The 19,524-nt window shown below is 39.9% G+C and carries 20 protein-coding genes and 3 pseudogenes; 18 read left to right on the forward strand and 5 right to left on the reverse strand.

Annotated features, from left to right (window positions below; all coding sequences use genetic code 11):
• Positions 1-273: 273 nt before the first annotated feature.
• The 11 genes and pseudogenes from CXF95_RS28180 to CXF95_RS28245 all read left to right on the forward strand — a co-directional run.
• Positions 274-576, forward strand: coding sequence for a type II toxin-antitoxin system HigB family toxin (locus CXF95_RS28180; protein ID WP_101201727.1), 303 nt, complete (start codon positions 274-276; stop codon positions 574-576).
• A gap of 17 nt (positions 577-593) precedes the next feature.
• On the forward strand, positions 594-974 hold the full coding sequence (locus CXF95_RS28185; RefSeq protein WP_101201728.1) for a type II toxin-antitoxin system HigA family antitoxin: 381 nt from the start codon (positions 594-596) through the stop codon (positions 972-974).
• Between the two features lie 786 nt (positions 975-1,760).
• On the forward strand, positions 1,761-2,090 hold the full coding sequence (locus tag CXF95_RS28195; RefSeq protein ID WP_101201730.1) for a type II toxin-antitoxin system PrlF family antitoxin: 330 nt from the start codon (positions 1,761-1,763) through the stop codon (positions 2,088-2,090).
• 20 nt (positions 2,091-2,110) lie between these two features.
• Entirely contained in the window at positions 2,111-2,566 is a 456-nt protein-coding gene (locus CXF95_RS28200) for a type II toxin-antitoxin system YhaV family toxin (protein WP_101201913.1), read from the forward strand.
• Between the two features lie 637 nt (positions 2,567-3,203).
• A complete protein-coding gene (locus CXF95_RS28215; RefSeq protein WP_101201732.1) occupies positions 3,204-3,971 on the forward strand; it encodes an HNH endonuclease in 768 nt (255 codons plus the stop codon).
• Between the two features lie 171 nt (positions 3,972-4,142).
• A pseudogene (locus tag CXF95_RS28220) lies at positions 4,143-4,397 on the forward strand (transposase domain-containing protein); the annotation flags it as partial.
• Positions 4,398-4,420: 23 nt separating this feature from the next.
• Positions 4,421-4,852 carry a transposase gene (locus tag CXF95_RS31235; protein WP_255418967.1) on the forward strand — a complete coding sequence of 144 codons (432 nt, stop codon included), beginning with the start codon at positions 4,421-4,423 and terminating at the stop codon, positions 4,850-4,852.
• Positions 4,853-5,302: 450 nt separating this feature from the next.
• Positions 5,303-5,524 carry a transposase gene (locus CXF95_RS31615; protein ID WP_101201734.1) on the forward strand — a complete coding sequence of 74 codons (222 nt, stop codon included), beginning with the start codon at positions 5,303-5,305 and terminating at the stop codon, positions 5,522-5,524.
• Positions 5,525-5,688: 164 nt separating this feature from the next.
• Positions 5,689-7,233, forward strand: a complete 1,545-nt coding sequence (gene istA, locus CXF95_RS28235) for an IS21 family transposase (protein ID WP_101198246.1) — start codon at positions 5,689-5,691, stop codon at positions 7,231-7,233.
• Between the two features lie 19 nt (positions 7,234-7,252).
• Positions 7,253-8,017, forward strand: a complete 765-nt coding sequence (gene istB / locus CXF95_RS28240) for an IS21-like element helper ATPase IstB (protein WP_101198245.1) — start codon at positions 7,253-7,255, stop codon at positions 8,015-8,017.
• 73 nt (positions 8,018-8,090) lie between these two features.
• A pseudogene (locus tag CXF95_RS28245) lies at positions 8,091-8,819 on the forward strand (IS1595 family transposase); the annotation flags it as partial.
• Here CXF95_RS28245 and CXF95_RS28250 read toward each other — a convergent pair.
• Complete coding sequence (locus CXF95_RS28250; RefSeq protein WP_255418973.1) at positions 8,795-10,744, reverse strand: DUF2357 domain-containing protein; 1,950 nt, start codon at positions 10,742-10,744, stop codon at positions 8,795-8,797. The pseudogene CXF95_RS28245 and the gene CXF95_RS28250 sit on opposite strands and share 25 nt — an antisense overlap.
• A gap of 107 nt (positions 10,745-10,851) precedes the next feature.
• Here CXF95_RS28250 and CXF95_RS28255 point away from each other — a divergent pair.
• Positions 10,852-12,020 (forward strand): IS3 family transposase gene (locus CXF95_RS28255; RefSeq protein ID WP_101198285.1). Its coding sequence is split into 2 segments (ribosomal slippage): positions 10,852-11,098 and positions 11,098-12,020, totalling 1,170 coding nucleotides; the frame shifts between segments, so codons are not numbered across the junction.
• Here the strand turns inward: CXF95_RS28255 and CXF95_RS28260 are convergent.
• The 4 genes from CXF95_RS28260 to CXF95_RS30150 form a co-directional block, all read right to left on the reverse strand.
• Positions 12,021-12,374 carry a hypothetical protein gene (locus CXF95_RS28260; RefSeq protein ID WP_101201736.1) on the reverse strand — a complete coding sequence of 118 codons (354 nt, stop codon included), beginning with the start codon at positions 12,372-12,374 and terminating at the stop codon, positions 12,021-12,023.
• A 14-nt stretch (positions 12,375-12,388) separates the two neighbouring features.
• Positions 12,389-14,032 (reverse strand): McrB family protein, encoded by a 1,644-nt coding sequence (locus CXF95_RS28265; protein WP_198556746.1) that lies wholly within the window; start codon positions 14,030-14,032, stop codon positions 12,389-12,391.
• Between the two features lies 1 nt (position 14,033).
• A complete protein-coding gene (locus CXF95_RS28270; protein ID WP_101201737.1) occupies positions 14,034-15,158 on the reverse strand; it encodes a DNA cytosine methyltransferase in 1,125 nt (374 codons plus the stop codon).
• Positions 15,159-15,847: 689 nt separating this feature from the next.
• Positions 15,848-16,024 carry a hypothetical protein gene (locus CXF95_RS30150; protein WP_198556747.1) on the reverse strand — a complete coding sequence of 59 codons (177 nt, stop codon included), beginning with the start codon at positions 16,022-16,024 and terminating at the stop codon, positions 15,848-15,850.
• Between the two features lie 343 nt (positions 16,025-16,367).
• On the opposite strand from CXF95_RS30150, the gene CXF95_RS28280 reads away from it, so the two are divergent.
• From CXF95_RS28280 to CXF95_RS28300, 6 genes and pseudogenes are all read left to right on the forward strand, one after another.
• Complete coding sequence (locus CXF95_RS28280; protein ID WP_232788088.1) at positions 16,368-16,973, forward strand: helix-turn-helix domain-containing protein; 606 nt, start codon at positions 16,368-16,370, stop codon at positions 16,971-16,973.
• Between the two features lie 4 nt (positions 16,974-16,977).
• On the forward strand, positions 16,978-17,547 hold the full coding sequence (locus tag CXF95_RS28285) for a PIN domain-containing protein (RefSeq protein WP_101201739.1): 570 nt from the start codon (positions 16,978-16,980) through the stop codon (positions 17,545-17,547).
• A 922-nt stretch (positions 17,548-18,469) separates the two neighbouring features.
• Positions 18,470-18,634 (forward strand): type II toxin-antitoxin system RelE/ParE family toxin, encoded by a 165-nt coding sequence (locus tag CXF95_RS30155; RefSeq protein ID WP_198556748.1) that lies wholly within the window; start codon positions 18,470-18,472, stop codon positions 18,632-18,634.
• Positions 18,635-18,652: 18 nt separating this feature from the next.
• Positions 18,653-18,751: pseudogene (locus CXF95_RS31620) on the forward strand (type II toxin-antitoxin system RelE/ParE family toxin); the annotation flags it as partial.
• A gap of 13 nt (positions 18,752-18,764) precedes the next feature.
• Positions 18,765-19,058: a HigA family addiction module antitoxin gene (locus CXF95_RS28295; protein WP_101201740.1), complete on the forward strand. Its 294-nt coding sequence runs from the start codon at positions 18,765-18,767 to the stop codon at positions 19,056-19,058.
• A 255-nt stretch (positions 19,059-19,313) separates the two neighbouring features.
• Positions 19,314-19,505, forward strand: a complete 192-nt coding sequence (locus CXF95_RS28300) for a hypothetical protein (RefSeq protein ID WP_101201741.1) — start codon at positions 19,314-19,316, stop codon at positions 19,503-19,505.
• The last annotated feature ends 19 nt before the right edge of the window (positions 19,506-19,524 follow it).

A 19,524-nucleotide genomic window follows, 5' to 3' on the forward strand; every position in this document is an offset into this window, starting at 1 on the left:
AGTTTGGGTCAAACCACCATCGTTTTTTACTTTCACGATTTCCTTTCTCTGTTATTTATCGAATTCAATCAAAACATATTTACATAGTCGCGGTTATGCATAACAGCAAACGGCCAGGATATTGGCTGAAACGTACTTAGATGGAGGGAAGTGAATACTTTAAATGAGAATTTAAATTGACTGTCCTATTAATTCCATAAATCAAAGACCCCGCAGGTTCGCTAATTACTTTTTTAGTTGCCCTAGTCCCATTTTGGGACTATTGTGGAACTTATGAGAATCATCGCCTTATCGACACTGAAATCTTTCTGGGAAGAACACCCAGAATACCTAGACGCTAAAGAGCCAACGTTGGCTTGGTATCGTCATGCATTAGCTGCCGACTGGAGTGCACCTGCAGCTGTTAAGCAGGATTACAGGCATGCCAGCATTCTTAAAGACGGACGCGTGGTATTCAATATTGCAGGGAATAAGTTTCGACTGATCGTATGGATCAACTATGTCTATCGAGTGGTCTACATCCGATTCATCGGAACCCATGCGCATTATGACAAGATTGATGTACAAACTATTTAATTGCCGGAGTAAACACTATGGATATCAAACCAATTAAAACTGATGGCGACTACCGTGCGGCATTAAAAGAAATTGAAAGCCTAATGATGGCGGACTCTGATACGCCAGAAGGCGAAAAACTGGATGTGTTGGTCACGCTCGTCGAAGCCTACGAGGCGAGACATTTTCCGATGGAGTTGCCCGACCCAGTTGAAGCCATTAAGTTTGAAATGGAAAGAAAGGGTCTAACAGTAAAAGACCTCGAACCAATGATTGGTAAAAGTAATCGTGTTTATGAAATTCTCAACCATAAACGCTCGCTGACATTAAAAATGATCAGGAAATTGCATGATGGTTTAGGTATTCCAGCGGAGTGTCTAATTAAGCCTTCACAAGTTAATGTTGAAGCAAAGTTATAACGATTCAAAATTTCAAAGTGCAGCTTATGATATGAAATTGACAACTTTGACGCGCTTCGCATCTACTTTGGGCATAGAAGTAGCATTACGACGAGTATATGAGGTGATGCGCTTGGTCATTATTCGCCCATTAGATATTTAATTTGACTACGTCCCTTTATTTCTAGATCTATTTTGAAAAAAAGCATGTGCTGTGCACACTGGAATCCATTCCAGATTTCAAACAGCATCCTTGCTGTCTGACTTATTTTCTTGCTACAGCTCTAGAAAGTAAGCAAAGAAAGCCGCTCGCCAACTATGTTCTTCATCCAATTATTTTTGATATTGAGTCCTTCTTTCGCTCCCAGATTCAAACACTTTAAATTGGTCAATCACACTTCCCTGATGATCAGCACTCGGTTACCGCGTAACAATCTCGACTTCTCGACAATTGCTCCTGCATTGTTCTACCTTCCGCCTTCCATGGCGGTCGCTTGTCGAGCTGTTCAACTGGGCGAAGCCGTGCTTCTAAAGAATCCAGTTTCACCCTACAAAATATCAAAAATAATTGGCGAACATATATGCGAGGGTAAATCAAAAGATAAGAGCATCGGCGGATGCCGACTTTAGTCACTATGATGACTGTCATGTTTATTAGTTTTCAACGAACCTGCCCCCGCAGGTCCCAGTTAATTGTAAGTGACCAGAGTATTTTCTAGCGCCATCAGAACAGGCAATGCATTTGCATTACCTGTTCATTCATACTAAAATCAAAACTCTTAATAGAAGTAAAAGATAGAGGTTGTTATGGCTCAAGTTGCTTTAGAAACTGAATCAACACTCACAGACCGTTTTCAAACTACAGTGCCTAGCTCTGTTCGTCAGGCGTTACACTTAGGAAAGAAAGACAAAATAAAATATGCAATTCAGTCTGATGGCAGCGTTGTTATCTCGCGTGCAGTAGCACAACAAAACGACCCGATTATTGGTGAATTTTTAGCATTTATAGCGCGTGATATACAGGCTAATCCTGGAAAGGTTGCACCGTTATCAGCAAGTATGCGCGAAAGTGTCGATGCATTGGTTCAAGGTGTTGATATAGATTTAGATGCTCTGTTATTGGATGAGGACGAGTAAGTTTGCAAAAAGCGATACCAATGGTGGTAAATGGTTGGACACTTTACACTCATCCATTGTTTAAAGAGCAGTATTTGAGTCTTAAAACACAAGTTGAGGCTCTACGTAAAAATGACCCTAAAGGTTACATTAAGAAAAATGCCACTAAACGATTAGCCGCTATTCAAAGGTTAATCTTCGAATTAATACCACACGACCCTACCAGTTCTGAATTTCGTCAAGGAAGTACATTAGGTTATGCTAACAAGCATTGGTTTAGGGCAAAGTTCTTCCAACAATACCGTTTGTTTTTCCGCTTCCACTTAGAGTCGAAAGTGATCGTTTATGCTTGGGTAAATGACGATAAAAATAAACGAGCTTATGGTAGTAAGACCGATGCTTACAAAGTATTCGAAAAGATGCTGAAGTCTGGTACTCCACCTGAAAAATGGGATGATCTTTTAAAAGCAGTCAAGGACAAAATACTCTCCCCATAAGCACAGCGCTCGCTTTTCCGCAAGGAAGTCCTATGGATCGTATTTCAGATAATTTTGTATTCAGGCACGAACTAAGACGACTGATAGTGCGTCAGTCTGCACGCATTTTAGCGAAGTATCGTAGTGGGGATGATGTTGATTTTTTGGGGGTGCATTTTATAGGGTTTTGCATGGGTAGTGGGATTGTTTCAAGGGATCTGGCCCAGCAGATCTTTAAGAAATTAAAAGCATGTGCTGTGCACACTGGAATCCATTCCAGATTTCAAACAGCGTCCTTGCTGTCTGACTTACTTTCTTGCTACAGCTCAAGAAAGTAAGCAAAGAAAGCCGCGCGCTACTAAAGTTTTTAACCGCACAAAAAAGCTTATTTTAGGGTCGCTACTAATGTGTTCCCTCCAACTTCCGCTCAAATGACTTCCCTGTCATTTGCCCCTAAAATAAGCTTTTTTGTGCTGAAACTTTAAATGCGGAGAAGGCAGTGGCGGAGCCACCAAAGATTAAAACTAAAGAGTTACAATAGCTCTTTTTTTGATGAGAAATTATTATTGTATGCCTGTTAATTCGTATTGTTGTTGGTAATTTTTTTCCATTTCTGATTTACTGATATTCTCCTTACTATATACAATACAAGTTTGAAATGGCCCAATCCATAGGATGGACAAGACAGCAATTGCTGGTAGCACTAAATATTTACTGCCGCACGCCATTTGGTAAACTTCATGCTAAGAATCCCGAAATAATTAGATTCGCTGAATGGATTGGGCGCAGTCCAAGTGCACTGGCGATGAAATGCTGTAACTTTGCCAGCCTTGATCCCCGAATAACCGAAACCGGTCGCGTAGGTCTAAAAGGGGCATCCAAAACCGACCGAGCAATTTGGCAAGAAGCGAATAAAAATTGGAGCCTATTACTAGATGAATCTATTGATGTTATCGAAACACTTAACGCCAAACTGATTGATATCAAAAACGTAGCCGATTTCGAATCCCCAGATTATAGCGTCGACGATCACTTCGTTACCGCAAAAGCACGTAAAGGCCAACAACTATTCCGGCAGACTGTACTTACCAGTTATGACAACCAATGCTGCATTACTGGTTTAAAAGAAACTAAACTAATTGTAGCTAGTCACATAATCCCGTGGCAAAAAGATAAGACCCATCGCCTTAATCCACACAACGGATTGGCCCTAAACTCATTACATGACAAAGCATTTGATCAGGGTTTAATTACTGTCGATGACGATATGACAGTGAGAATTTCCAACAGGTTAAAACAACACGATGAGTTCACCCAAAAGGCAATCGTAAAATTTCATGGTCAAGGATTGATACTGCCAAAGAGGTTTATGCCAAATACTGAGTTTTTACAATTTCACAGAGAAAATGTATTTACACTAAATTAAGCTTACAAGACAGGCATGAAAATTATTTACCGACTGAAAAACTAAACGTTGTTATGACTACGATTCAATCCACTTCCCGTTAAAAAAACCACTAGTCAATTATCCAACCTATTGTTTTTAAGACCTTTATCTAAAATTTATATTATAGTGGTTGTCCTGTTAATTCGGTTCGAAAATGCCATTCGTCCCTTTGCTGTTGGTAGGCGCGCCTGGTTATTTGCCGATACCCCAGCAGGCGCTAATGCCAGTGCAATCCATTATAGCCTGATTGAGTCAGCCAAAATTCATGAGCTTGAACCTTACGCTTATCTCAATGCCGTGTTCAAGGCGTTACCCTATGCTGACACGGTTGAAAAGATCGAAGACCTCCTGCCATGGAATTTCAAAAATTCAAAACCCAGTTGGCTACCCCCGCACGTTCAATAGCGCTTACTGTGAACTGTTAGATTATGACAAGGATATTTATACTTGGAAAGTACGTCGGTTTATTAAGCGCTTACAAAAAAACCACTAGTCAATTATCCAACCTATTTTTTTTAAGACCTTTATCTAAAATTTATATTATAGTGGTTGTCCTGTTAATTTCTACGAACCTGACCCCGCAGGTCACCGGGCTCAACCCAAGCATTGATCAATCTGGGACCAGTCTTAACCGTTCCAGCTTGTCAAAGACGGGCAGTACTAGATTACGAAAATCATTGTATATGCCAGCCATGGTTGCCGTCAGATATAACCCATTAATGCTCGCTTTTTATAATAAACTTTTAACCAAAGATAAGCCTAAAAAAGTAGCTTTAATCGCGGTGATGCGAAAATTACTGGTACTGGCTTTCGGTGTATTGAAATCAGGAAAGCCGTTTGATGTAAATTATCAACATTAATCAGATTTGGGCTTGATCCTCAAGACAGTATCTGACCCCGATAGTTCAAAGAATAAGCCATTTTTAGCTGAAACTTTAAAGGCGGGAAAAGCAGTGGCGGAGCCACCAGAGATTGGAATTAGTGCGTTAAAACGGCTCTTTTGAATAAATTTTTATCATGGCTGTGCTGTATATGGATTTAACTTTGTTCTGACCCCGATAGTTCATATGGATTTAACTTTGTTCTGACCCCGATAGTTCACTCTATGGATTTAACTTTGTTCTGACCCCGATAGTTCACTCCTTTAATTCTTAATTATTTCATTAGCGATGTATACCGTTGTGGCAAATCGTCCCATTTAGCAACCGTCGAAAGATCGTCTCTCCCCACAAAATTTAACATGCTTCTCCACTTTGCTCAGGCATGAACTAAACTGTATATGAAAATAAACAGTTTAAGGGAGTTCGAACATGAACACGCCAGAAGCCAGTTTTTTAACGTGGCAACAGCAATTCAGAACGAATAAAGATTGTCTCCAGTATCTGAAGGAAATGAAGTGGCCTAATGGGTTTATGTGTCCTCAATGTGGTCACGACAATGGGATTGACCTTCACTGCCGAGAATTAACCGAATGCAGCCTGCATATTAACATCCAACCCGATCACCTAATAACATTGATGCCGATCACCTAATAACATCCATCCCGATCACTCAATAACATCGAAGCCGATCACTTTTTGGTTAAAATGTTATTCAGTGACCGGCTTAATGTTATTGCCCAACTTTTACTCTTTTTTGTCTGTCCAGTAGGTGTTTTTAACCGTTATTCTTTTCATTTTTGATGGTGAGAATAACTATGCCAATGGCACCTATTTCAATGCGTAAGTTAAAAGAGATTTTAAGACTCAAATACGGCTGTTTGCTCAGCCATCGAAAAATAGCCAAAAGCTTATCTGTTTCAGCGTCAATCGTGTCTATTTATGCCATTCGTGCCACCTCTCTTGGGATCACTAGTTGGCCGCTTGATGAAAAATGGAATGATGAGACGCTTCAACGAGCATTCTTCAAAACCAAACCTAAGAGCAAGGGCTACATCATCCCTAATTGGTCTGTCGTCCAGCAAGAGCTGAGGCCGAAAACGATGACATTGCAGTTATTGTGGGAAGAATATGGTGAGCGGTATCCAGAAGGTTTTTACAGCTACAACCACTTCTGTCGTCTATATAAAACATGGCTAACATGTCAAAAACCGTCCATGCGTCAAAACCATAAAGCAGGTGAAAAACTGTTTGTTGATTATTGTGGACCCACTATGAATATTGTGGACTCAACAACGGGTGAATGCCGCACAGCACAGGTTTTTGTGGCAGTCATGGGCGCATCTAACTACACCTTTGCAGAGGCTACGTTTAGCCAAAAACTCGAAGACTGGGTGATGAGTCATGCACGATGCTTTGAATTTCTGGGTGGCGTACCTGAATTGGTCATCCCAGATAACTTAAAAAGTGCCGTGACAAAAGCGTGTCGTTACGAGCCGGATCTGAACCCAACCTACCAACAACTCGCCGCCCATTACGATACCGTTATCGTGCCTGCCAGACCTTATAAACCCAAGGATAAATCGAAAGCTGAGGTGGGTGTTCAAATCGTTGAACGTTGGATAATGGCGCGACTTCGCAAGGAAAGCTTTTTTAGCTTGCGACAGTTAAATCTAAAAATACAGACACTTTTAACCGATTTGAATCAAAGGCAAATGAAAAAGCATCCAGGCTCAAGGCTATCCCAATTTGAAGCGATAGATAAACCCGCACTGAAACCTTTGCCGTCACAACCTTATCGCTACACCTTAGTGAAACAGGTCAAAGTGCATATTGATTATCACATCGAGATTGAAAAACATTACTACTCGGTGCCACACGCCTTGATCAAGAAAAAGCTAGAAGCACATGCTACGGGGCAACTGGTCACACTTTATCATCAAGGGGTACAAGTGGCCGTTCATCCAAGATCATACCGCGTGGGAGGTCACAGCACCCTGGATATCCATATGCCCATCGCCCATCAAAAACAGCAGCAATGGACCCCCGAACGATTTGAAAGTTGGGCCAGAAAATTCGGAAAATCAACCGAGCAATTTGTCATTCAACTCATGCAAACCAAAAAACACCCCGAGCAAAGTTACCGTGCCTGTATGGGCATATTGAGTTTAGGAAAAAAGTTCACAGACAAACGACTTGAAGCCGCCTGCTACCGAGCGTTAGCAACAGGTGTTACGCGAGTAAACCAAGTGAAAGCTATCTTAGAGAAAGGGTTAGATAGCCAACCTCTACCGGAAAAACAGCTGGATCTTTTAAGTGAGATAGACCATCAAAATATCCGTGGCAATCATTATTACCACTAATAAAACCTAAGGAAACAACATGCAATCAGTGACGCAACAAATCAATACTCAATTAGTCATGCTAAAGCTAAGCGGCATACGTGATGCGTTATCACAACAAAGTGAACAACCCAATCTATACGTCGAACAAAGCTTCGAAGAGCGGTTATGTTTATTGCTTGACCATGAAATAACCCAGCGAGATCAACGTAAAATTGACCGACTGACCCGCCAAGCCAAATTTAGAGTGAACGGGACATTAGCACAGTTGGATTATGGTGCGTCGAGGCAGTTAAACAAAACGCAGATCCGCTCATTAGCGCAAGGTGAATGGCTTCGTCTTCACCAAAACATACTGATCACAGGAGCAACAGGTTGCGGTAAAACCTACCTTGCTTGTGCGTTGGGCCATAACCACTGCCAGCAGGGAGAAAACGTTTACTACTTTAGGCTCAAAGAATTGCTTGAAAAGATGTTTATGGCACAAGCGGATGGCAGTTATCGAAAGTTTATTAACAAACTCACATCAGCGAACTTACTGATCTTAGACGATTGGGGATTAGAGCCATTAACGGGGCAACAACGCAGTGATTTACTTGAGTTAATAGATGCGAGGTATGACACAAAATCGACACTGATTGCGAGTCAATTACCGATAGAAAATTGGTACGATATGATCGGGGAATCCACGCATGCAGATGCGATCCTAGATCGGCTTGTTCACGGGGCAATTAAGTTAGAATTAAAAGGCGAATCCATGCGAAAAAAACTAAATTCCTTGACTGAAGCCGATCACACAAGTTAGATTTTACTGAGTTCTACTGGAAGACAAAAAAGTGATCGTCTTCAATGTTATTGACCGATCGGTTTCATGTTATTACGCATGCAGCCATTGTCATAAGCAAACATCGGTGATGTCAGGTACTTTATTTCATGGTAGTCATCTACCGTTACTCAAATGGTTTTGGGCACTGTATTTTATAGGCTCAGACAAAGGCAGTATTTCAGCGTTAAGGCTAAGCAAGCTTATTGAAGTGAATTGGAAGACTGCTCGGCTTATGTTAACGAAAGTGAGAGCGGCTATGGGACACAGGGATAGCCTCTACCGATTGTCGGGCACAATAGAGTTAGATGATGCCTTTGTTGGCGGTAAGCACAAAGGCAAGCGTGGTCGTGGAGCAGAAGGGAAAACCCCCATTATCATAGCATGTGAAAACAAGCATAAAAAGGCAGGGTTTATCGCAATGAAAGCGGTTAAAAATGTGAATTTTAAAACAGTAAAAGAATTTGTATCACATCACCTTTTAGCTAATCAGCATGTCAGAACGGATGCTTATCCTGCGTTAAATATTATAGATAAAACACAGCAACATGAGCCAAGAGTCACGCCAAGTGAAAAGGTAGACGAATGGTTGCCTTGGGTTCATATCGCGATAGGTAATTTGAAAACGTTTTTGTTGGGCACGTTTCATGGCGTTACGGGTAATTACTTACAAGAATACTTGAATGAGTTTTGTTATCGGTATAATCGCCGTTTTGTGGAAAAACAAATACCTAATCGATTGTTAAACTTGGCAATTATTCATACTCCTTTAAAATCAACCTGAGTTAAATGGAGAAGCATGAAATTTAATTTAAAATGTATGTCCCAATCTTGTGTCATAACATTTTTTAAAATCAACGATTCACCTAAAGTAAATAGCCAATACAACTCATCTCCATTAAAGCTTAGCTCGGCACCTGCTTGCGCTATGCTGATATCTCCTCTTTTTACTTTTTCAGCCTTAATAATAGGGTAAAGGTATTTAATTTCTCTTTTCTGTCCTTCTAATTGAGTTAATGCAACAGCAAGATAACGTGCTTCAATTACAATGTGCTGCTCAATTTTTTGTCTTTTAAAAGCGGCTACTCGCGTATGATAAAACTTAGCTTTACCCGCATTGAATTGGTTAACGTACAACTCATTTCTGTTCGGTCCTAATTGATTGGCAGCAATAGTTAAATCTGTAAACCTTGAGATTGATGTCCCTCGATAAGAGATCCGAGGCGACTCTTCAACGAAATGTTTATCACTTGAAGCCTTATCATAAACTGTCTTTGCCCTACCTAATTTTTCTGCAAGAAACTCAGTCAACCAATAACTGCCTTCATTACTTTCACTGGGTAAAAGGCTGAATGCTCCAATGCCAATTTCGTTGATGGGGTCCTCATAGGGGTTTGGTTTGGATGTCTGTGCATGAAAACCTGGGTATAAAGCAAAGGCCCAAAAAACAGGCCTAGACTTCACAACTTGTTCGTAGTTTGACTGATTTTGATGTATCAACGCGTCTCTATATCGGTGCATCTGATTTATTGCATCGTCTGGCGCTAGGTCGCCTTGGTCAATTGGACTTCTTTCTTTATTTGAATCTTTCTTAATTCGGTATTTTGCATCAAAAATCCAAACAAACTGCTGACCATCGACAAAAGTGACTTCCAATAAAATATCGGGAATTTGAGTAGTGGTCCACGATTTTATTGGTGAACCATTTTTATTGAATTTTGGTTCGTGTGCCAACCTGATTTCAACTCCATCGTCACGTTTAAAGCTAAATGCCCCTTTCATACCATCTTGCATTGACACTTCAATGCCATTATTAACCATTGCCACTCTGGCACTTTCAGATTGTTCAAAACCTAACTCAAGCAATATGCGCCGCACTTCTAAAAAACACCATATTTCATAGAGCTCAGAAATACTGCGGAGTGACAGGTTATTTTGACCTTGTAGTAGTTCCAAATACCATTTCAGTTGTTGCCAAATTTTATAGACTCGCGCATATCCTGGTTTTTGTTGCAGTACTAGCGATTCACTCGACAAACCCGTGAAATTACCCACTTCCTTGAACATAGGTTGGCGCTGAAAAAAACGCATTGAAGCTTGCCATTTACCTAATTGATTAAAGAAGCTTTCAGAAATTCTCTGCTTGTCAGGCTCTAGTTGGTTTTCTTGTAATTGGTTTACAATTTTTGTGAGTTTACTTATGGAGCTCGAAACAACAGATTTGATAAATCGATTTTCGGGAGTATCTACACTCAATACTTTTTTATCTAAACGAAATCGTTTATCCCATTGACGATTTTCCTTTGCTTGATTGACTGCTTGCTCTAATTTAGGCGTTAACCTACCTTTAAGCCGATCCATATTTACAAATCTATGTGTAGCAACCAATCTACTGTGTGGGGCGTTTACAACCTGTTTTAACCCCTTTTCGAGATCAAGCCAAAGTGACTCAAATTGTGCTAACCAAAGAAGTAAAAACTGAGAATGAGGCTGCTTCACAGCTTTCATTTGGTGCTGGGTCTTTTCTGCTAACGAAAATCGCCATAAAGGATACTCTTCATCAATAGACTGATTCATCTTTTGAAAATCAGATGCTAAGTCGATTTTTGTAGGTAAAACCTCAAATGAAAATGACTGTCTGTAGGTTTCATTTTCAAATTGATATACAAGCTCTAGTCGAAACCAACCAATGTTATTAGCTGTATCAATGCTAGCCCTTAAAGAGTGAGTTCGTTCGCTATAATGAAATGAGTGACGTGGTTAACTAGATCCGACTACCTCAGTTAAGACATAATAAGCTTAACTGGAGATAGATAATGACAGCACGTAAGAAATACTCAAAAGAATTTAAATTGGATGCCATCGCATTGGTGGTAGAGCAAAAATACAGTCGAGTCGAGGCCGCTAGGAATTTAGGCCTCAGTCCTCAGATACTCGGTCGTTGGCTCAAAGAGGCCGAAGACGATGATGGTCATGCTTTTCGAGGTAACGGCACCCTGACACCCGAACAAGCCGAAATCCGCAGCTTGAAGGGGCAAGTCAAGCGTCTCGAAATGGAGCGTGAAATATTAAAAAAAGCGACGGTCTTCTTTGCCAAAGAAACGAAGTGAAGTATTCGTTTATTACCCGATATAAGAAGACCTGGCCTGTGCGCTTAATGTGCAGGCTGCTCGGTGTACAAAGTAACAATTATTACAGTTATCAGAAGCGTCAAACGAATAAACCTGATGATCTAACGCATCAAGAGATGCTGGAATGGGTAAAGGATATCGCCAAGTTCAGCGATAATACCTATGGCGAACGACGCATTCAAAAAGTATTGAATGCGCTGAGCTTTCCTGTGAGTCGCAGGAAAACAGCCCAATTGATGAAAGAAGCAGGCGTGTGGGTGCGGTATAAAAAGAAATATAAAGCCACCACCAACAGTGACCATAAAAAGCCTATTTATGACAATGTACTTAAGCAAGACTTTGTAGCACAAAAGCCTGACCAAGCTTATGTGCAAGATATCACCTACGTTTGGACATCAGAAGGCTGGTTGTATTTAGCTGTGGTGATTGATTTATATTCACGCAAAGTCGTGGGTTGGAGTATGAGTTCAAGAATGAAGGCCAGTTTAGTCTGTGACGCATTAACCATGGCGATATGGCAACGACAACCGAAAGCAGGATTGATTGTGCATTCAGATCAAGGCGTACAGTACGCCAGCAAAGCTTATCGACGCCTTATAAAGACATATGGTTTTGTAGGGAGCATGAGTAAAAAAGGATGTTGCTGGGACAATGCTGTAGCAGAAAGTTTCTTTGGAAGCCTAAAACAAGAGCGGGTGCATTGGCGCAATTACTCAACACGATTTAGCGCCCAACAAGATATATTGAATTACATGACCATGTGGTACAACAGCCATAGACTTCATTCGTACTTGGATTACCAAAGTCCTAATGACTTTGAAAGAGAAAACAATGAATTACAAAAAGTAGCTTAACTAAGGTGGTCGTATTAGGTTGACCACGTCAGAGTCCTCAATCGCTTTTAAGCGATGTTCTATAGTCGGTGCTTTCTCTTTAAACTCCTTTTTTAACCTTTCGTCAAATGTAAACTCAATATCATAGAGTTTGTTTTCAAAAAATACGGGATGTAATTGGTCGACTATATACTCATCACATAACTGCAATTCGTCATTTACACTTAACACTGGTGATAAGAGTATCCGCGATTTTTCAGGATATTTTCCTCTCGCAACTAGAGTCTTTTCTAGACGTTGTTGACTGCCCTCTACATTTTTTGACCATATAGCAAAAGTGTAATGTTCAGTTTTGAGCGCAACGAGCTCTGGCATAGGTATTCCTTAACTCAAGGCCAGAAACTAGTGAAGGTATTGGCTTCGAGTCGATTCTTCATCCACTCTATTTTTTTGCGTGAACGACACTCAATATTATCTATTTGTTTATCGTCATGGGTATTTCTGAAAAAATCCTTTCTTGTCTTTCCCTCAGCCCATATTTTAGACATATTTGACTTCAGAACCTCAGCAAGTGTATCCAATAAATTAACCGGTCCACTTGGGCGCACCAGCCGCAACTTATCTTCGTCTCCGTCAATTCTGGGTAATACTTTCGTCATCAGGAAGTCGTCCCAAACAGCATGTAATTCTTTATCATCTTGCGGATTAAAGCAGGCAACATGAAGTAATAATTCATTAAGGGCACGATATGCTAATTCAAAAGGAGTATGTTTAAGCACGTCATTAATTGACTCGAGAAATGCCACAGTTTTAGAGCCATCAACATCACCTGTGTTACTTAGGTCATTCTTAGTTGCATGAGTGAGTTGACTGTAAGTAAATACTTTAGGTTCATCTTGTTCTGTGAAGAACTTCTGATAGTCATTTGGAAAGAACTCACCAAAATCAAGTGTAAAGGCGCGGTCGATAACTTTGCGGGAAAAGCCATGGGTGGTTTCGTCCATATTTACCGTACCCGCCACAATTAAATTTGGCGGTAATGGAATTCCGTGATGACTAAAATATTCCCACAATCCATCTTCATCGTCACTAATACCCAGATCAGTTCGAAGACTGTTAATATCCATTTGGAAATTAGACTGAGTTAATAAAGGTTCGCAAGTGTACTTACCATTTTCGAATTTACGACTTTCTAAAACTGACAAGTAGTCTGCAAAATATTGCTCTACTGGCGCTAAATTCATCTCATCAAGACACAACCAATAAGGCGCGACAGACAAATCCAACTCACCCATACCTTCTTTGTCTGCATTTGGGGCCACTACACGCCAAGCATCAATAATAAATTTAAGGGCTTTAGTCGCGATATATTTGGTACCTGAAATTCGTGAAATATAACCAAGTAAATCAGAGGGCTCATGCCAATCAGGCCTGACAGGTATTTGGCAGAAATTGATATCACCGACGTTATGTTTAGCGGCCTGCTTTCGAACAAAGCGGGTTTTACCTGTGCCTGATATTCCAGCTAAGAGTAGAAAGGGTTTGGGGAGTTGGATTGCTTTTGATAAATCGAAAGGAATTATTTTAATAGTTTTATCCAAAACAAATTGGACAAAGCTATCGTCGCTTATATCTCGTGTCTCACCCAATTCATGTACATCTTTACTTAATAATTGAAGCACTTTATTTGGGGTGTCATTCCTACCACTACTTCCTTTCATGTATCCAATGGGAGGGAGACTCGCTAAGATTGTTTCAATGATAGTACGATCATTACTCCCAGAATGTAAAAAGGTATCAATATGAACAGGATTACCTAATAGTAATTTATCAATCACAAGGTTTATTCTTGTAAATTTTATACTTATTAACTTAATTCCTCTGCGGACTTCAACTTTTGGATCATCACTAGATAAATCTACACTTTCGATTATTACGTTATTACGTCCAGTAATATAATTTAACTTTTTATTTATTAAAGATTTAAGCCATATTTTTGTTTTTTCTAAGAACTCAATTTCATTTGCATTCACTTCAGTTTCCTTCTAAAAAGCTTTTTATAGTGCTCGCTATTCCTTCAGATGCCGAGAATGGTACACCATTACCGATTGTTTTAAACATGTTAGATAAAGTCATCGTTGGTGGCAAAGAAAACTCCCTTGGAAGTGATTGGATAGAAAGGGCTTCAGCTGCACTCAATCTGCGGTCCTTATAAGGATGAAGATGTACCTCATTGTTCCCGTAGGCAGCTGTGGGTGAATACCTCCAACGATGAAGTCGTTTAAATGACTTTTTGCTATCATCTCCCTCTAGTATTGATTGGAACTTAGGCAGCGCCTGCCTAGGTATAAAATGATGATTTGCGTTAGGGTGATTATAAACATCATTTTTTTCAAACCAGTACTGTACTGTTAATTCTTTAAAATCCACCAAATGTGCAGGCAATGCTTTTACAGACTCAGCCTTATATGCATCTTCTTTGGGCCACAACTGTTTATCGAGAACAATTTTTTTATCGAATTTTATATATTTTTCCCAATTGAAAGTTTCGACTAGTTTACTTTGGCTCATTGATGGGAAAGATTTATTTCTTATACCAAACATTAATATTCGATCACGATCCTGAGGTGCACCAAACTCAATACAATTTGTTAGCCTATCTGTTAAGAGATAACCATTTGCTCTTAGACGAACTTTCATTTCTTCGTAAAACGTGCGGTGTTTTGCTGTTCTCCATAACCCTTTTACATTTTCAAAAAGAAAAAAATCAGGTTGATTGTTAATTATACAATCAACATAAACTCTTGTTAATTTGCCGTTATCGCCTTCAGAACCTCTATTTTTCCCGGCAATAGAAAAATCGGGACAAGGTGGCCCACCAATAAAACCTACTAGTGAGTCTTCTTTCGATTCGTTTACATATTGCAATAATTCAAGCTTGTCAGGACCAGTCAGATAGTCTTCAATACTCAAATTTGAATGCCCATATTTTGGATAGGAAAGTTTCATTTGTTTTCTGGAATATTGGTAAGCTTCATTAAATGGTTTGTGAAATTCATTTACAAACCTGACATCAAAACCAGATTTTTCAAAGCCTAGATCTAAAAAACCACTACCAGCAAAAAATGAGAAAATAATTGGGTTATTACTACCTAACAATGTTGAGCCTTTATCTTTTTACAAGAGTTAATAATTTACGTCTCTATCAAATTAATAGAATAAAATTGATGATACAGCATTAGTCAGGGTGAATGCAGCACGACTCTATTCAAATTAATAAGATTTATTTGAGCAATTCTTAAAAATAGCTCTCTCATAGGCCAAGCTGGAGATTTTAACTTACCAAAATAGGCATAATTAAAAATCCGACATAAAAATTAATCCATTCAATTCAAGAATAAAAGGGTCGTAATCAATTTAGCTGAATAAAACGGCTCTGATACTTAGACAATTCCTTTACCCGATTAAACGCAAGGTGTACTCACTGCAAATCACTTGCCACAAAAAGCAAAGTAGTTATTTTTTGAGCGTTTTTGATGCTAGTGAGCACACCTCACCATAACTTCTCAAAATTAAGGTTTTTTTATTAAAATCGTGACAAGCTTCTCAAAAAAGGAAATTATTGAGAAGTTGATATTTAAGGAATAAAAGGGGTCGTAGTCAATTTAGTTAAATAATACGACTCTGACACTTAGACAATTCCCTTACCCTATTAAACGCAAGGTGTACTAACTCCAAATCACTTGCCATACCCATTCATATCCATCGAACGTAAATTATTGTTTTTAATAGTTTTTTACTACCGTCGAGCCTACTATTTTTACCAAGCAAACGCAAAGTGGTTATTTTCAAGCGTTTGTAATTCCAATGTGCACAGCACATGCATTGGCGGCAAAGCCGCTGTTTTTTGCCCTACCCTCGCATTTATGTTCGCCAATTAAATAACATAAATCCCCATCGTAACAGGCAAGATAGTCGGCTTCGCCGACAACCGCTTTGGTGGCTCCGCCACTGCTTTTCCGCATGTAAAGTTTCAGCAAAAAATGGCTTATTCTTTGGGCAAATGACAAGCGGACGCCGCGCGGGATGTCATTTGAGTGGAGCTTGTTATTCCAGTGTGCACCGCACATGCTTTGGCGGCAAAGCCGTTGCTTTTGCCCTACCCTCGCATTTATGTTCGCCGATTATTTTTGAGATTTAGTGGGTCAATTTACATGGATGTAAATTGAGTCGTAGAGTGCTGGGAGCACATTACGACGACCGGCTAAATCTCAAAAATAATTGGATGAAGAACATAGTTTGGCGAGCGGCTTCTTTTTGGTTACTTTATTCTTAGCTGAAGAAGAAAAAGTGACTGGCTAGCCATGGATGGCAGTCAAAAACGCAATGGATTGCGGTGTGCACAGCACATGCTTTGGCGGCAAAGCCATCACCTTTCGAATATTTCGAATACTTGACAAATTTCGAATATTGCGAATAATAACGCTAAGTCCAAACGATGGATACCTAGAGAATATGACAATGTTAAACGTACAGTCGTTACCAAGTGCCGAAGAGGTTGCACTAGCAAAACTGAGCAGCCAAGCGCTTTCAGCGGTAATGGAAACCAGTGGTGAGGTTCAACAATTTAACGTGGTAGGAAGGGATGGAGAAAATCATCCACTTACACTTCCTGCCAGCGCAGTTAAACTTATGATTGAGTTACTAACACAACTTGGCCAAGGCAATAGTGTGAATATTACGCCGATCCATGCTGAACTGACCACACAAGAAGCGGCTGACATTCTAAATATGTCTCGACCAACTTTAATCAAATTATTGGATGCAGGTAATATCCCCCATTCAAGAAAAGGTAATCGTCGTAAAGTAGCCTTTGTTGATGTGATGACGTTCAAGCAAAATATGGACAAAAAACGCCTTGCCTCTTTGGATGAATTGACTGCTCTAGATCAGGAACTCGATTTAGGATATTAATCAAATGACAACTTACACCGTTATCTTGGATGCGTGTGTTATGTATCCAGCACCACTACGTAGTTATTTACTTTACCTAGCACAAACTGGGTTATTTAGAGCCCGCTGGACAGCGCAAATCCATGATGAATGGATAAGAAATTTAATAAAAAACAACCCTAGCTTAGACAGGAATAAACTGCACAGAACTCGCCAACTTATGGACGCCCATATGCCTGATTGCTTGGTTGAGGGCTATGAATTCTTGGTGGAAAGTATTGAGTTACCAGATCTAGATGATAGGCACGTTGTAGCTGCCGCAATTAAAGGGCAAGCTGAAGGTATCATCACATTCAACTTAAAAGACTTTCCCGATGAGAAATTGGCTACTTATGAATTGTCAGCGATTCACCCTGATACATTTTTGGCTGATATGTTCGAACTAAGTCCCAGCGCGGCAATTGAAGCGGCACAGAAACAACGAGCAGCACTTAAAAATCCCCCAATGACAGTTGATAATTACCTCGACTGTTTATTACGTCAAAAATTACCTGTATTTGTTTCAAAATTAAGAGCTTTTGAGAAAATAATCTAAATCATAAATTTATGAGACCTGCTGTTTAGACAGCTGAAACAAACTCGACGTTATAAATCACGGATGCTCAGAATAAAATTAGCTATGGCGGCTGTCCTGCTAATTTATCCCAAATTATCCATCTGGATATTCTCCGGGGTCCTTAGATTTTCATAATACTCACTACAATCCACTGTAAGCCCTTACTAAATAAGTAGTTCAGTTCAAATAAAAACAATTTGAAACGCAATTAACCAACTTGCCAAGCCACTCTTATGTCAAATTAATGGCTAGTTTCCGATTTAACGGAAAAGTTAAATCGGAAACTCATGCATAGAATGCGAGAACAAACTGCAAAAACAAGGAAGATAAATAACAATTACTGAAACTTGACTTATTGAGTCAGAACGAACCTTCCTTGGCGACAAACTCGCTGCTTTTGACCTACCCTCGCATTTATGTTCACCAATTATTTGTGAGCTTTGGTGGCTCCACGACTGCATTTATGCTTTTAAAGTTTAAGCACAAAAAGGCATGTTTTAGGGGGAAATGGCAAGGATGCCATTTGAGTGAAGTTTGAAGGGACACATTCGTAACGACAACGCGGTTGGCGCCCATAAACCAAGTCTTTTTGTGCGGTTAAAAACTTTAGTAGTCGGCGGCATTTTTTGGTTACTTATTTTTTGCTGTTGAAAAAAAGTAACTGGCTAGAAGGGATTCGAGTCAAAAACCATCAGGGATGATGGCGCGAAGCGTCCTTTGGCGGCACAGCCGCTGCTTTTGCCCTACCCTCGCATTTTTGTTCGCCTATTATCAGGGGAATTTGGTAGGGCAATTGGCAAGAACCGAATTACATGGACACCATCGTAACAAGCACTGAATTAATGTTGTTCAACACACTACTTTTTTTTGTAACACTAATGTAGCGTGCTACACTACAAATATGATTAGATCGTTTGCAGACAAAAAAACGAAAGATATCTTTGAAGGTCATTTGGTAAAAAATATCCAACCCGAGCTTCAAAAGAAGGCGCTTCGTCGCCTACGTTATATTGATGCAGCACAACGGATTGAGGATTTAATGGTTCCGCCCTCCAATCAATTGTAAAAGAAAAAAGGCGACCTAAAAGAATTTTATGCCATTTGGGTCAATACTCAATTTCGCATTGTTTTTAGATGGGAAGATGGAAGTGCCCATGATGTAGAACTGGTGGATTACCATTAGAAAGGATAAAAACATGATTGATATAGAACACCCAGGTGTCATGCTCAAAGAAGATTTTCTAGATGACCTTGAAGTTAAGCCTGGTGCGCTGGCGAAGTCAATTGGCGTTGATAGAACAGCTATTAAAAACATTATCGATGGGAAACGCGGTATTAGTGCGGAAATGTCCATTCGCTTAGGCTTGTTTTTTGGAATGAGCGACACGTTTTGGCTCAATTTACAGCGCGATTATGACTTGCGTTTAGCGAGGCGAAAACGTCTTATTGAATTCAAGGCTAATATCACCCCCCTGACGGAATTGAGTTAACTCGAATAATGCGGGGTCAGCTTCGTTGAAAAATAGAAATCAGATGAGGAATTGAATCACCATATTTAAGCGACAATTCCTTTACCCGATTAAACGCAGGTGCTCTAACTCCAAATCACTTGCCATATTAATTCATATCCATCGAACTTAAATTATTGTTTTTAAAATTTTTTACTACCGTCGAGCCTACTATTTTTACCAAGCAAACGCAAAGTGGTTATTTTCAAGCGTTTGTAATTCCAATGTGCACAGCACATGAGTTTTTATCGGGACAGCCATAATAGTGGCATGACCAACAACCGCCTACTTTTTCAAGTACGAGGTGCATTAGTGCAATACGGGCTACAAAAAATGTGCATCGACGCCAACGTGATCAGCGCCGAACCACGCGCTCAGCAAATCGTGATTGAAAATATGGATGGGATTAAGAGGTGGTTGTTTGGGTGATGAGTCTGTTTTTCCATTG

The organism is Paraglaciecola sp. MB-3u-78 (genome assembly GCF_002835935.1).
Classification (GTDB): domain Bacteria; phylum Pseudomonadota; class Gammaproteobacteria; order Enterobacterales; family Alteromonadaceae; genus Paraglaciecola.

What these genes read in the sequence shown, in the direction of transcription:
- istA (WP_101198246.1), top strand. Translation starts at nt 5,689, where the DNA reads ATGCCAATGGCACCTATTTCAATGCGTAAGTTAAAAGAGATTTTAAGA.
- CXF95_RS28260 (WP_101201736.1), bottom strand. Translation starts at nt 12,374, where the DNA reads ATGCCAGAGCTCGTTGCGCTCAAAACTGAACATTACACTTTTGCTATA.
- CXF95_RS28295 (WP_101201740.1), top strand. Translation starts at nt 18,765, where the DNA reads ATGATTGATATAGAACACCCAGGTGTCATGCTCAAAGAAGATTTTCTA.
- CXF95_RS30150 (WP_198556747.1), bottom strand. Translation starts at nt 16,024, where the DNA reads ATGCGGAAAAGCAGTGGCGGAGCCACCAAAGCGGTTGTCGGCGAAGCC.
- CXF95_RS28285 (WP_101201739.1), top strand. Translation starts at nt 16,978, where the DNA reads ATGACAACTTACACCGTTATCTTGGATGCGTGTGTTATGTATCCAGCA.
- CXF95_RS28280 (WP_232788088.1), top strand. Translation starts at nt 16,368, where the DNA reads ATGGCAGTCAAAAACGCAATGGATTGCGGTGTGCACAGCACATGCTTT.
- istB (WP_101198245.1), top strand. Translation starts at nt 7,253, where the DNA reads ATGCAATCAGTGACGCAACAAATCAATACTCAATTAGTCATGCTAAAG.
- CXF95_RS28300 (WP_101201741.1), top strand. Translation starts at nt 19,314, where the DNA reads ATGAGTTTTTATCGGGACAGCCATAATAGTGGCATGACCAACAACCGC.
- CXF95_RS28185 (WP_101201728.1), top strand. Translation starts at nt 594, where the DNA reads ATGGATATCAAACCAATTAAAACTGATGGCGACTACCGTGCGGCATTA.
- CXF95_RS31615 (WP_101201734.1), top strand. Translation starts at nt 5,303, where the DNA reads ATGAACACGCCAGAAGCCAGTTTTTTAACGTGGCAACAGCAATTCAGA.
- CXF95_RS28195 (WP_101201730.1), top strand. Translation starts at nt 1,761, where the DNA reads ATGGCTCAAGTTGCTTTAGAAACTGAATCAACACTCACAGACCGTTTT.
- CXF95_RS28180 (WP_101201727.1), top strand. Translation starts at nt 274, where the DNA reads ATGAGAATCATCGCCTTATCGACACTGAAATCTTTCTGGGAAGAACAC.
- CXF95_RS28215 (WP_101201732.1), top strand. Translation starts at nt 3,204, where the DNA reads ATGGCCCAATCCATAGGATGGACAAGACAGCAATTGCTGGTAGCACTA.
- CXF95_RS28200 (WP_101201913.1), top strand. Translation starts at nt 2,111, where the DNA reads ATGGTGGTAAATGGTTGGACACTTTACACTCATCCATTGTTTAAAGAG.
- CXF95_RS31235 (WP_255418967.1), top strand. Translation starts at nt 4,421, where the DNA reads ATGACAAGGATATTTATACTTGGAAAGTACGTCGGTTTATTAAGCGCT.
- CXF95_RS30155 (WP_198556748.1), top strand. Translation starts at nt 18,470, where the DNA reads ATGATTAGATCGTTTGCAGACAAAAAAACGAAAGATATCTTTGAAGGT.